The organism is Isoptericola sp. NPDC057653, from assembly GCF_042799955.1.
Taxonomy (GTDB): domain Bacteria; phylum Actinomycetota; class Actinomycetes; order Actinomycetales; family Cellulomonadaceae; genus Isoptericola.
Map to the genome: position 1 here is coordinate 1 of NZ_JBHVHP010000002.1, position 13045 is coordinate 13045.

At 77.3% G+C, this 13045-nt stretch carries 10 protein-coding genes; all 10 read left to right on the forward strand.

Features of this window, described 5'->3' with window-relative positions; all coding sequences use genetic code 11:
* Positions 1-2005: 2005 nt before the first annotated feature.
* The 10 genes from ACFU9A_RS11320 (at position 2006) to murJ (ending at position 13017) form a co-directional block, all read left to right on the forward strand.
* The gene (locus ACFU9A_RS11320) at positions 2006-3061 is read left to right on the forward strand and encodes a hypothetical protein (RefSeq protein ID WP_430575383.1); all 1056 of its coding nucleotides are present in this window, start codon (positions 2006-2008) and stop codon (positions 3059-3061) included.
* A complete protein-coding gene (locus ACFU9A_RS11325; RefSeq protein WP_430575384.1) occupies positions 3058-4071 on the forward strand; it encodes an HAD-IIA family hydrolase in 1014 nt (337 codons plus the stop codon). Before ACFU9A_RS11320 ends, ACFU9A_RS11325 begins: the two co-directional genes overlap by 4 nt.
* Positions 4072-4352: 281 nt before the next feature.
* Positions 4353-4631, forward strand: coding sequence for a hypothetical protein (locus ACFU9A_RS11330; RefSeq protein WP_430575385.1), 279 nt, complete (start codon positions 4353-4355; stop codon positions 4629-4631).
* The gene (locus tag ACFU9A_RS11335; RefSeq protein ID WP_430575386.1) at positions 4628-5545 is read left to right on the forward strand and encodes a TlyA family RNA methyltransferase; all 918 of its coding nucleotides are present in this window, start codon (positions 4628-4630) and stop codon (positions 5543-5545) included. The genes ACFU9A_RS11330 and ACFU9A_RS11335 overlap by 4 nt, the downstream gene beginning before the upstream one ends.
* Positions 5542-6513, forward strand: coding sequence for an NAD kinase (locus tag ACFU9A_RS11340; RefSeq protein WP_430575387.1), 972 nt, complete (start codon positions 5542-5544; stop codon positions 6511-6513). The genes ACFU9A_RS11335 and ACFU9A_RS11340 overlap by 4 nt, the downstream gene beginning before the upstream one ends.
* Positions 6514-8274 (forward strand): DNA repair protein RecN, encoded by a 1761-nt coding sequence (gene recN / locus ACFU9A_RS11345; RefSeq protein ID WP_430575388.1) that lies wholly within the window; start codon positions 6514-6516, stop codon positions 8272-8274.
* Positions 8275-8279: 5 nt separating this feature from the next.
* The gene (gene steA / locus ACFU9A_RS11350; protein ID WP_430575389.1) at positions 8280-9473 is read left to right on the forward strand and encodes a putative cytokinetic ring protein SteA; all 1194 of its coding nucleotides are present in this window, start codon (positions 8280-8282) and stop codon (positions 9471-9473) included.
* Between the two features lie 64 nt (positions 9474-9537).
* Positions 9538-10533 carry a copper transporter gene (locus ACFU9A_RS11355; protein WP_430575390.1) on the forward strand — a complete coding sequence of 332 codons (996 nt, stop codon included), beginning with the start codon at positions 9538-9540 and terminating at the stop codon, positions 10531-10533.
* On the forward strand, positions 10533-11387 hold the full coding sequence (locus ACFU9A_RS11360; RefSeq protein ID WP_430575391.1) for a hypothetical protein: 855 nt from the start codon (positions 10533-10535) through the stop codon (positions 11385-11387). Before ACFU9A_RS11355 ends, ACFU9A_RS11360 begins: the two co-directional genes overlap by 1 nt.
* 4 nt (positions 11388-11391) lie before the next feature.
* Positions 11392-13017, forward strand: coding sequence for a murein biosynthesis integral membrane protein MurJ (murJ, locus tag ACFU9A_RS11365; RefSeq protein ID WP_430575392.1), 1626 nt, complete (start codon positions 11392-11394; stop codon positions 13015-13017).
* Positions 13018-13045 lie beyond the last annotated feature (28 nt).

Below are 13045 nucleotides of genomic sequence, written 5' to 3' on the forward strand. Positions count from 1 at the left end.
CAGGGGGTGGGCCTTTCGCATACCCGGATCCCCTCACCACCATCCGCGGCCGCGGCGTTCCGCCACGCTGCGTGACGACCACGTGAGCACGGCAGAGCCTGCATCGCAGCGATCGGGGGCACGGGCCGGAGCCGAGGACGACGAGCACGTGGCGGGCCTGTCGAGGACGCCACCGTGGGGGCGGGGCCACCGTCACTGACGCGGTCAGGACGGGAGCACGTCGACGTGCGGGTGGGGTCCCTTGCATGTCCCTGCCCGTCGACCGGGGGGCTGCCTCGGGCGCCTGCGCCCGCGGCGCCCGAGGTCGGCCTGGCGGGAGCTCGTGCCGTCGAGGCCGGCGTCTTGCGCTCGCGCGCGCCCAGGCTTCACGCGCGGCGGCTCCGCGCGGCTTCGCGCGGACGATCCGCTGAGCTTCTGGAGGGTCCCCCGACCGGTCGGCCGGCGCGCGGTGCGCCCCCACGTGTGGTGCGCCCCCACGTGTGGTGCGCCCCCACGTGTGGTGCGCCCCCACGTGTGGTGCAGCCGGTGTCGATGGCGTCGGTGCAGGGCCGTGGGCGGGGCGGGAGCACTGGCTCGACGCCGTTCGTGGTGGTGTCGTGGTGGGGGTGCAGGGGCGTGCGACGTTCGAAGCCGTGCGGGTCGTGCAGCGGTCCGGAGGGGGCGGTGGGCGAGGTCGCTCGCTGCACGACGAGGCGTGCCACCTGTCACACGGTGCAGGGGCCTCTGAGCCGTTCGTGAGGGGGCGTGGCGTGGGAGAATACGGCTCGTGTCGGCGTCTGGAAGGAATAGCGTGAACGATTCACCGCGGGACGAGAACAAGGGCGGTGCTGGCGGTCGCTCGTCGTCCCCCCGTGGCGGGAGCCCTCGCGGGGCTGCGCGTGACGGAGGGCGTGGGGCGCGCTCGTCCGACTCCGGACGCGGGGGCGCGGCGCGCGGCGGCAGCGGCGCGGGCGACCGCGCCCGGGACCAGGGCCGCGCGCCCTCTGACCGCGGCACGCGGGGCGGCGCCGAGGGACGTGAACGCTGGTCGGGGTCCGACCGACAGGAACGGCCCGACCGTCGCCGTGACGGCGAGCGCACGGGTTCGCGACCTGGCGGTTCCGGCCGGTACGGCGACCCGACCCGGCGCGACAGCGCGTCCCGTGGCGAGGGCCAGTCGTCCGACCGCCGCGACCGGCGCGACGGCTGGTCGCGTGACGACCGGCGCGACCGCCCGGCCGGTCCCCGCTCGCAGCCCGACTCCCGGGACCGCCGCGAGAGCTGGTCGCGTGACGACCGGGGCGACCGGGGCGACCGGGGCGACCGGTCGACCCGCGGACGTGCGCAGGCGGGCGACTCCAGGGACCGCCGTGAGGGCTGGTCGGACGACGCCCGCCGTGGCGGCGCCCCGGGTGGGCGTTCGCCGTCCGGCTCGAGGGACCGCCGTGACAGCTGGTCTCGCGACGACCGGCGCGACCGTCCGTCGGGGACTCGTTCGCAGGGCGACCACGGGGACCGCCGTGGGGGCTGGTCGCGGGACGACCGTCCCGCTCGTGGGCGTGCCGGCGAGGGTCAGGACCGCCGGGACAGCGGGTACCAGCCGCGCGGCGAGGGCCGCGACGATCGTGGCCGTGACGAGCGCGAGCACCGCGGGGGCGGGACCCGTCCCTCCGGGGGCGCACGGGCGGGTCGTGACGACCGTGGGTCCCGCGGCCAGGGGCCGCGGGACGGACGCGGCGCGGGCCCGCGCCAGGGGCGCGAGCAGTCCGGCGAGCACCGCGGGCGTTCGGAGTACCGCGAGCGCACGGACGACCGACGGGACGGACGCGACTCTCGTGACGGCGCTCGCCAGGGCTACCGGGGCGACACGTCGCGCGGCCCCGCGGCGGGGGGCCGTCATGGCGGGTCCGGCCAGGGACGCCGTCCCTCCGGGGCCGGCGGCGCGGCGCGGCAGGGCGACCGCCCGGCCGCCGCGGCGGAGCGCCGCCCTCGGGTCGTCGAGCCGGAGATCGCCGAGGACGCGACGATGGGCCAGCTCGGGAAGGACGTGCGCGGCCGCCTGCGCGGGCTGACCAAGGAGAACGCGGAGCGGGTCGGCCTGCACCTGGTGATGGCGGGGCGGCTCCTCGACGTCGACCCCGAGCTGGCCTACGAGCACGCTCAGGCCGCGGTCCGCCGCGGCGGGCGCGTGGACGTGGTGCGTGAGGCCGCAGGCATCGCGGCCTACCGCACGGGGCGGTTCGCGGAGGCGCTGCGTGAGCTGCGCACCGTGCGTCGGCTGAACGGGTCCTCGGAGCACCTGCCGCTCATGGCCGACGCCGAGCGGGGGCTCGGGCGACCCGAGCGTGCGCTGGCCCTGGCCACGAGCGACGAGGCCCGGACGCTCGACGCCGACGGCCGGACCGAGCTCGCCATCGTGGCGAGCGGCGCCCGCAGCGACCTGGGGGAGCACGACGCCGCGCTGGCCGTGCTCGAGCGGATCCCCGCCGCCGAGCGGAAGGGCGACCTGGGCCTGCGGGTGCTGCAGGCCCGTGCGGCCGCGCTCGAGGCGGCCGGCCGTGCGGACGAGGCCGCCACCCTCCTCGCCGGTGTCGACCCCGCGGAGCTGGAGCGTGTCTCCGGCGTGGCGGAGGAGCTCGACGACGTCGTCGTCTACGACACGTATGACGAGGACGCCGAGGACGAGGACGACGTCGAGAGTGCCGACGACGTCGTCGAGGACGTCCTCGACGACGAGGACGGCGACGGCGAGTCCGAGCTCGCGGACGGCGTCGACGACGCCCTCGAGGACACGGTCGGCGAGCGGGACGACGAGGTCGGGTCCGCGGACGAGGCGGCCGACGCGGAGGACGCGGCCGACGCGGCCGACGTGGCCGCGCTCGACGCCGCTGGGCTCGACGCGGACGTGCTCGGCGCGGACGAGGGCGACCAGGTGCCCGACGGCGTCGACGAGGTCGCGGCGGAGGTCCTCGCCGAGGACCTGACCGACGACGCGGCAGGAGATGCGGTCGAGGAGGTCGCCGACGGTACGGAGGCGGCGCCGCCCACGCCGGACGACGAGGTGTCCGGGGAGAAGGGATGACGGCGACGCTCGCCGGCAGCGACGTCCCCCTGACCTCGGCGTACGACCTGGCGCTCGTCGACCTCGACGGCGTGGCCTACCGGGGGCACCTGCCCATCCCGCACGCCTCGGCGAGCCTGACCTCGGCGCGCGGGGCGGGGCTGCGGCTCGTGTTCGTCACGAACAACGCGTCGCGCGAGCCCGAGGAGGTGGCGGGCCAGCTCACCGGGCTGGACATCCCCACGGCCGCGGACGAGGTCCTGACGGCGGCGCAGGCGTGCGCCGCGCTGCTGCGTACCCGGCTCGCGCCGGGCGCGCGTGTGCTCGTCGTCGGTGGCGCGGGCCTGCGGACCGCCGTCGAGCGGGCGGGGCTGACGATCGTCGACTCCGCGGACGACGCACCCGAGGCCGTGGCGCAGGGCTATGCGCCCGGGCTGGCCTGGGAGGACCTGGCCGAGGCGGCGTACGCCGTCGCGGGCGGCGCGTGGCACGTGGCGAGCAACCTCGACCTCTCGCTGCCGACCGCGCGCGGGTTCGCTCCCGGGAACGGCGCGCTCGTGGGCGCCGTCGTCGCGGCCACGGGCGTGCAGCCGGACAGCGCGGGGAAGCCGTCCCCGACGATGTACCGCCTCGCCGTCGACCGCGCGGGCGCGGAGCGACCCCTGGTGATCGGCGACCGGCTCGACACGGACCTCGCGGGCGCGCGCTCCGGCGGGTACCCCGGCCTGCACGTGCTGACCGGGGTGTCGACGGCGCGCGACGCGGTGCTGGCCGACGCCGGCCTGCGCCCGGACTACCTGGGCGGCGACCTGCGCGCGCTGCTGGAGCCGCACCCGGCGCCGCAGCGCGGCGCGGAGGGCTGGTGGACGTGCGGCGGCCGCGCCGCACGGGTCGCCGGGGCCCGGCTCGAGCTGGACGGCTCGGGGCCCCGTGGCATCGACGTGATCCGCGCGGCCTGCGCCGCCGCGTGGGAGGCCGCGGACCGCGGGAGCGCCGTGGACCCGGCCACCGTGCCGGAGCTGCAGGCCTGACACGGCGCTCGCGTCGCAGGTCCGCCGGGCGGCCCGCCCGCACCTCGACGGCCCCGGGCGGGGTGAGCGGACCGCGGGCGTCCGGACCGGCGGGCCCCGGCGACGGACCTGGTCGGAGCTGTGGGTCGTGGCACGGGACGTGGACGTCAGCGGGTAGCGTGGACCCGGACCTCGGGCCGCGGCGTCGTCCCGCACGATCAGCCGCGCACGGACCGGCGGTCCGCGTGACCCGGCCAGGGTGCCGGCGACGAGACCACGACGCGCGAGCGGCAGGAGGGACGATGACGCAGGACCCCGTGACGCCCGGAGGCGCCGTCCCCGGACCGCCTCGCGATGCCGGGCAGCCCGCCGGCGACGGCGCCCGCACGACCGACGTCGCAGCCACGACGGCGGGAGGCTCCGGACCGCTCGCGGGCCTGGACGGCCTCGACGAGGTCCCGGTGGGCGAGCACGTGGAGAGGTTCGCCCGGGTCCATGACGCCCTGCGCGCACGCCTGGACGGCGAGCCGGAGCCGGGGGAGCGGGACGGCACCGACCCTCACCCGGGACCGGCGCGGTGACACCGGAGGCCCGTACGGACACGGAGCTCGTCCGGCGCGGCCTGGCCCGGTCCCGCCGACAGGCCGTCGAGCTGATCGGCGCGGGGCGCGTGCGGCTCGAGGGGCACACGGTCACCAAGGCCTCGACACCGGTGCCCGCGAGCGCGCTCGTCACCGTCGACCCGGACCCGGCCGACCCGGGCTACGCCTCTCGCGCCGGCGGCAAGCTGGCCGGCGCCCTGGACGCGCTCGCCGCGGACCCTGCCGGCCGCGCGCTGCCGGCCGCCGTCGACGGCGGGTGGTGCCTCGACGTCGGGGCGTCGACCGGCGGGTTCACCGACGTCCTCCTGCGCCGCGGCGCCCGGCACGTCGTGGCGCTCGACGTCGGGCACGACCAGCTGGTCCCGGCGCTGCGCGCCGACCCGCGCGTCACGGTGGTCGAGGGGTTCAACCTGCGCGACCTCACCCCGACGGACCTCGAGCGGGCCCCGGACGTGGTCGTCGGCGACCTCTCCTTCATCTCGCTCACGCTGGTGCTCGGCCCGCTCGCCGCGGTCCTCGGCCCCGCGTCGCACGTGCTGCTGCTGGTCAAGCCGCAGTTCGAGGTCGGTCGGGAGCGCCTGGGCAGCGGGGGAGTCGTCCGCGACGGGCGCCTGCACGCCGAGGCCGTGGGCGCCGTCGTGCGGTCCGCGGCCGGGCACGGCCTCGAGGCGCGCGCGGTGGTGCCGAGCCCGCTGCCCGGCCCGAGCGGCAACCGCGAGTACTTCTGCTGGTTGCGGCCGGCCGCGGGTCCTGACCGCGCGGGCCCCCGGCCCGGCGGCCCCGGCCCCGCGGCAACGGCCGCGGCCGTGGAGGCCGCCGTCGCCTGGCACCCCGGCGCCCCCGACGCGCCGCCGTCCGTCCCACCCGTCCTGCCGATCGGAGGAGCACAGTGAGCCGCCGAGTCCTCATCGTCACCCACGGGGGCCGCCCGGAGGCCGTGGCGGCGCTCTCCGAGGCCGTGCGCGAGCTCACCGAGGCGGGCTTCGAGGTCGCCCTGCACGACGACGACCTCGCCGAGTCCTTCGGCGACCACATGGCCGCCGCCCGCGCGCGCGAGGGCGTCACGGACTCCGAGGCCGTGATGGTCCTCGGCGGCGACGGGACGATCCTGCGCGCCGCGGAGCTGACGCACGGCACGGGCGTCCCGCTGCTCGGCGTCAACCTGGGGCACGTGGGGTTCCTCGCCGAGAGCGAGCGCGACGACCTGCGGCACGCCGTCCGGCGTCTCGCCGCGCGCGACTACGAGGTCGAGGAGCGCGCGGTGGTCGACGTCGCGGTCCACCTGCCGGGCGAGGACACGCCCCGCACCGGCTGGGCGCTCAACGAGGCCACGGTGGAGAAGGCGCGCCGCGAGCGCATGGTCGAGGTCGGGATCGCCGTCGACGGGCGGCCGCTGTCGTCGTTCGGCTGCGACGGCGTGGTGATGTCCACGGCGACCGGCTCGACGGCGCACGCGTTCTCGGCGGGCGGGCCCGTGATGTGGCCCGAGGTCGACGGCGTGCTCCTGGTGCCGCTGTCCGCGCACGCCCTGTTCGCGCGCCCGCTCGTCATCGGCCCGCGGTCCACGTACACGGTGAAGGTGCTCGAGCGCAGCCCGGTGCCCGCGGTGCTGACCTGCGACGGCCGGCGGCGCGTCGACCTGCCGGTCGGGTCGTGGGTCGAGGTGCGCCGGGGCGCGCTGCCGCTGCGGTTCGCGCGGCTGTCGCCGGCCCCGTTCACGGACCGGCTGGTGTCGAAGTTCTCGCTGCCGGTGGTCGGCTGGCGGGAGCTGGCGGCGAACCGGCCGGACCACCGGGCGCCCGCCCTCCCGGAGCAGGACGCTCCGGCCGAGGGCGGGGCCGAGCACGAGAAGGAGGCGTAGGTGCTCGAGGAGATCGCGATCGAGAACCTGGGCGTGATCCGCGCCGCCCGGGTACCGCTGGCGGACGGGCTGACCGTCATCACCGGCGAGACCGGGGCCGGCAAGACCATGGTGCTCACGGGACTCGGCCTGCTCATGGGCGGCAAGGCCGACGCCGCCGCGGTGCGGCCCGGTGCCGACGGCGCCGTCGTCGAGGGGCGGCTGCGGGTCGCGGCCCACCCCGCCGTGGCGGCGCGCGTCGACGAGGCGGGCGGGGAGGTCGACGAGGACGGCACCGTCGTCGTGCTGCGGACCGTCGCGGCCGCGGGCCGCTCGCGCGCGCACCTGGGCGGACGTGGCGTGCCGCAGGCGGTGCTCGCCGAGATCGCCGACGAGCTGGTCACGGTGCACGGGCAGGCCGACCAGCTGCGGCTGCGCACCGCCGCGAAGCAGCGCGAGGCCCTGGACTCCTTCGCCGGTCCGGAGCACCAGGACCTGCTCGACGCGTACCGCGGGGCGTGGACCGAGCGCGCCGGCCTGCTGGCCGAGATCGCCGAGCTGACCGCGCGCGGCGCCGAGCGGGCGCGCGAGGCCGAGCTGCTGCGCCTGGGTCTGGCCGAGGTCGAGCGGGTGGACCCGCGCCCCGGCGAGGACGCCGAGCTCACGGCCCTCGTCGGCCGGCTCGGCAACGCCGAACAGCTGCGGGTCGCCGCGCAAGAGGCGCACGACGCCGTCGCGGGCGACGACGTCGAGACCGCGGGCAGCGCCGTGGAGGCGGTCGAGCGGGCGCGGCGCGCCCTCGACGGGGTCGCGGGAGACGACCCGGCGCTCGGCGCGCACGCGACCCGCCTGGCGGAGGCGGGCTACCTGCTCGCGGACGTCGCGACCGACCTGTCGGCCTACGTCAACGACCTCCAGGCCGACCCCGCCGGGCTCGAGACCGCGCACGCCCGCCTCGCGGAGCTCACCACCCTGACGCGCAGCTACGGGGAGACCGTCGACGACGTGCTGCAGTGGGCGAGCGACGCCGGCCTGCGCCTGCTCGACCTGGACGACGGCGGCGAGCGCCTGGCCTCCATGCGCGAGCGCACGGTGGAGCTCGACGGCGACCTCGCGGCCGCGGGGGAGCGGCTGACGGCCGGCCGCGGGACCGCCGCCGAGGCGCTCGCGGCCGCCGTCACGGCGGAGCTGGCGGGGCTCGCCATGAAGGGCGCCCGGCTCGTGGTCGACGTCGCGGAGGCCGACGAGCCCGGGCCGTGGGGCGCCGACCAGGTGACCTTCCTGCTCGAGCCGCATCCCGGCGCACCGGCCCGCCCGCTCGGCAAGGGCGCGTCCGGCGGCGAGCTGTCCCGCGTGATGCTGGCCGTCGAGGTGGCGCTCGCCACGGCCCGCCTCGAGGCGGCGTCGGGCGTGCGGGCCGCGGCCCCGCTGCCGACGTTCGTCTTCGACGAGGTCGACGCGGGCGTGGGCGGCCGCGCCGCGGTCGAGGTCGGTCGCCGGCTGGCGACCCTCGCTCGCAGCACGCAGGTGGTGGTCGTGACGCACCTCGCCCAGGTCGCCGCCTTCGCGGACTCGCACCTCGTGGTGACGAAGTCGAGCGCCGGGGGCGGCGCCGCCGGCGACGGGGACCCGGACGGCGGCGTCACCGTGACGGGCGTGCGCGAGGTCACGGACGACGATCGCGTGCGCGAGCTGGCGCGGATGCTGTCGGGCCAGGACGAGTCGGCGACCGCCCGCCAGCACGCGGTCGAGCTTCTCGAGTCGTCCACCGTGGGACGATAGGGGCGATGAGAATGATCCTGCGCAAGTCCGAGCGCGCCCCTGACGCCGGCGACGGCGGCCCCGACGTGACCGGACCCGCCCGGGTCGGCACGCGCACGAAGGACCTCACCAAGCGGCTGAAGCCCGGCGACGTGGCGGTCATCGACCACGTCGACATCGACCGCGTGGCGGCCGACGCCCTGGTGTCCGTCGGCCCGGCGGCGGTGCTGAACGCCGCGCGCTCGACGTCGGGCCGGTACCCGAACGCGGGGCCGGGGATCCTGATCGAGGCCGGCATCACGCTGGTCGACGACCTGGGCCCGGCCGTCATGGCGCTGCCCGAGGGCGCGTCGGTCGTCATCGACGGCGGCACCGTGCGCGTCGACGGCACGACGGTGGCCGACGGGGTCCGGCAGACGCGCGAGACCGTCGAGACCGACATGGCCGCCGCGCGCGAGGGCCTCTCGGACGAGATCGAGCACTTCGCCGAGAACACGATGACCTACCTGCGGCGCGAGCGGGACCTGCTGCTCGACGGCGTCGGCGTGCCGGACGTGCGCACGCAGTTCGACGGCCGCCACGTGCTCATCGTGGTGCGCGGGTACCACTACCGCGAGGACCTGGCGATGCTGCGGTCCTACATCGCGGAGAACCGGCCGGTGCTGGTCGGCGTCGACGGCGGTGCCGACGCGATCATCGACGCCGGCTGGAAGCCCGACATGATCGTGGGCGACATGGACTCGGTGTCCGACCGGGCGCTGTCGTCCGGCGCGGAGATCGTGGTGCACGCCTACCGCGACGGCACGGCGCCGGGGCTCGACCGGGTCGAGTCGCTGGGCGTGGAGCCCGTCGTCTTCCCCGCGACCGGCACGAGCGAGGACATCGCCATGCTGCTCGCCGACGACAAGGGCGCCGAGCTCATCGTCGCCGTCGGCACGCACGCCACCCTGGTGGAGTTCCTCGACAAGGGCCGTGCGGGCATGGCCAGCACGTTCCTCACCCGTCTGCGGGTGGGCGGCAAGCTGGTCGACGCCAAGGGCGTGTCCCGCCTGTACCGCACCCGGATCTCGAACCTGCAGCTCACGCTGCTGTCCCTCGCGGGCGTCGCCGCCGTCGTCGCGGCGCTCTGGTCCACGGCCGCCGGACAGACGCTCTTCGGGCTCATCGGTGCCCGGATCGACGACCTCGTCTCGTGGGTGGGTAGCCTCTTCGGCGGGTGACGCCCTCCCGCACCCCGCCGCAGCCCGCCCGTCCCGACCCCCATCGAAGGAACCTCTGCCGACCGTGATCGACTTCAGGTATCACCTCGTCTCGCTGATCTCCGTCTTCCTCGCCCTCGCCGTGGGGATCATCCTCGGCGCCGGCCCGCTCCAGGGCACGCTCGGGGACCAGCTCACCGAGCAGGTCGACGCGCTGCGCACCGAGCGCAACACGCTGAGGGAGGACCTCGGCGAGGCACGCACGACGGCCGAGGAGCAGCAGCGGTTCATCGACAGCGCGGGCGACCAGCTCGTCGCGGGCTCGCTCGAGGGCAAGAACGTGGCCATCGTCGAGGTGGACGAGGTGAGCGACGCGAGCCGCAAGGCGGTGCTCGACCAGCTCGAGGCGGCCGACGGCACCGTCGTCGCGCAGGAGCGCCTCGCCGCGTCCTGGACCTCCGCGGACGAGCTGACCATGCGGGAGACCGTCGCGGACGGGCTGCGCGCGAAGCTGCCGGCCGACGCCGTCGACGGCGCCATCGACGAGGACTCCGGTACGGCGGAGCTGCTGGCCGCGTCGCTCGCGGTCGCGCTGACCGACGCCGCGCCGGACGCGGGCACCTTCTCCGACGCCGCGCTGGAGCAGCAGCACCTGCTGCAGCAGGTGGGCCTCGTGGAGCAGGTCGCGGAGCCGAGCGCGCCGGCCGACGCGATCCTGCTGCTGTCGGGCGGCGGCACGGCGACCGACGAGGACGCCCAGACGACGGACGCCGACCCGAAGCAGACCGGCATGGGCGCGCTCGCGGCCCTCGCGGGCACGTCCGCCGAGGTGGCCGGCACGTCGGTCGTCGCGGGGCCGACGACGAAGGACGGCGACCTCGTGGCCACCGTCCGCGCCGACGACACGCTGTCCGGCCTGGTGAGCACCGTGAGCGGGATCGAGCAGACGACCGGGCAGGTCGTCGTGCCGCTCGCGATCGCGGCGCAGGAGGCCGGCACCGTCGACCAGTACGGCTTCGAGGACGGCGCGACCGTCCTCCCGCCGGCGGTCGAGAACGGCGAGACGCAGGCGGACGGCTGATGGCCACGAGGCTCGGGGCGCTGCTGCGCGGCGCGGCGGTGGCGGCGGCCGGGACGGCGCTCGCCCGTCGCGCGCTCGAGACGGACCCCCCGGGCGGCTCCGCCCGCTGGACCCGCACCAACCACCGGGGCGAGCCGATCAGCATGCTCGAGGGCCCCGCGGTGGCCGCGGGGCTCGTGGCGGGCACGCTCGCCGCGGGCGGCGGGCGCGAGCGGGCCGGCGCGGCCGTGGCCACGGCCGGTGCCGCCGCCTTCGGCCTCGTGGACGACCTCGCCGAGGACACCAGCACCCGGGTCAAGGGCCTGCGCGGGCACCTGGGCGCGCTCGCCGAGGGCCGCCTCACCACGGGTGGGCTCAAGGTGCTCGGCATCGGCGCCACGGCGCTGGCCGGTGCCGTGGTCGGCACCCGCCGGCGTGGTGGCGCGGCGGGTCACCTCGTGGACGTCGCCGTCAACGGCGCGCTGATCGCCGGCACGGCCAACCTCCTCAACCTGCTCGACCTGCGCCCCGGGCGCGCCCTCAAGGCCTCGGCCGTGCTGAGCCTGCCCGTCGCCTGCGGCGGCGCGGGCGCGGCGACGGGCGTCGTCCTCGGGGCCGCGGCCGTCGCCGCACCCGGCGACCTCGACGAGCGCGACATGCTCGGCGACGGCGGCGCCAACGCGCTCGGCGCGCTGGTCGGCGCGCAGTGGGCGTTCGGCGCCCCGCGCGCCGTGCGCCTCGCGGCGCTGGCCTCCGTCGTGGGGCTGACGCTCGCCTCCGAGCGCGTGAGCTTCTCGGCCGTGATCTCGACGACCCCCTGGCTGCGCCGCGCCGACGCGTGGGGGCGCCGCCAGGACGCGCCCTCGGAGGAGTGACCGCATGACGTCGCGGCCGGGCGGGCTGCGGGCGGCGACCCAGACGCTCGCGGGTGCCGCCGTGATGATCACCGTCGTGACGGTGGCGAGCCGGCTGGTGGGGTTCGCCCGGTCGCTGGTGCTGTCGTGGGCGGTGGGCACCGAGGGCGTGGGCCCCGCCTACAGCGCGGCGAACCTGCTGCCCAACGTGCTCTTCGAGGTCGCCGCCGGCGGCGCCCTCGCGGGGGCCGTGGTGCCGCTGCTCGCGGGCCCGATCGCCCGCCGCTCGGCGCGCGAGACCTCCGGCGTGGCCTCGGCGATGCTCGGGTGGACGCTGGCCGTCCTGGTGCCGCTCGGGGCCCTGCTCGCCCTGCTGGCGGGCCCGATCGCGGGGCTCCTCATGACCCAGCACCCGGAGCTCGTGGACGTCACGGCCACGTTCGTGCGGACGTTCGCGCTCCAGGTGCCGCTGTACGGGCTCGCGGTGGTGCTCGGCGGCATCCTGCAGGCGCACAAGCGGTTCTTCTGGCAGGCGTTCGCGCCGCTGCTGTCCAGCGTGGCGGTCATCGTCGTGTACCTCGTCTTCGTCGCCATGACGGGCGAGAACCGGGACGACGTCGAGGCGCTCTCCACCGCCGCGATCGGCTGGCTGGGCTGGGGCACGACGGCGGGCGTCGCCGTGCTCGCGCTGCCCCTCGTGCTGCCCGTGCGGCGGACGGGCACGCGGTTGCGGCCCACGCTCCGCTTTCCCGGCGGCGAGGGCGTCCGCGCCCGCAACCTGGCGCTGGCCGGCGTCGGCGCCCTCGTGGCGCAGCAGCTGTCCGTGCTCGCGGTGATGGGAGCGGCGCTGCAGTTCGGGCCGTTGCAGACGTTCCCGACGTACACGTTCGCCCAGCAGGTCTACCTGCTGCCCTACGCCGTGCTGGCGTTCCCGCTCGCGACGAGCGCGTTCCCGCGGCTCGCGGAGCACGTGGCGCACGGGCGCCACGACCGGTTCCGGGGCCTGCTGGCCACGACCACCCGGACGCTGCTCGTGGTGTCGGGGCTCGGCGTCGCGGCGCTCGTGGCGGCGTCGGACGCCGTCGAGGCGGTGTTCGCCCGCATCGCGCACGGGTCGGTGGCGGGGCTCGGCGACGCCGTCGCGTGGATGGCCCCGGGGATCGTCGGCTTCGCGCTGATCCTGCACCTGTCGCGCGCCCTGTACGCGATCGACCGCCAGCGCGTCGCGGTCGTGGTGACCGCGGCCGGCTGGCTGGTCGTGGCGGGGGCGGCCTTCGCGCTGCCCGCCGCGACGGGGGTCCGTGACCAGGTGGGCGTGCTCACCCAGCTCGGCCTGGCCACGGCGCTGGGCATGACGGTCGCCGGGGCGGGGCTGCTCGCCGCGGTGGGCCGGTTCGCGGGGCGCGAGGCCCTGCGGGGCATCCCGCGGACCCTGACGGTGCTCGTCGTCGCGACCTCGGTCGGCGCCTGGGCGGGGTCGCTGGTGTCGGGCGCGCTGCTCCCGGCGGACGCCAGGATCCTCCCGGCGCTCGGCGTGGGGCTGCTCGCCGCGCTGGTCGGGGGAGGGGTCGTCGTGGGCGGCTTCGTGCTCGCGGACAGGTCCGCGGTCACGGGGATCGCGGGCCGGGGGCGCGGCGCCACCGAGGAGTGACGCGACGGAGTGACGCGACGCACCGCGC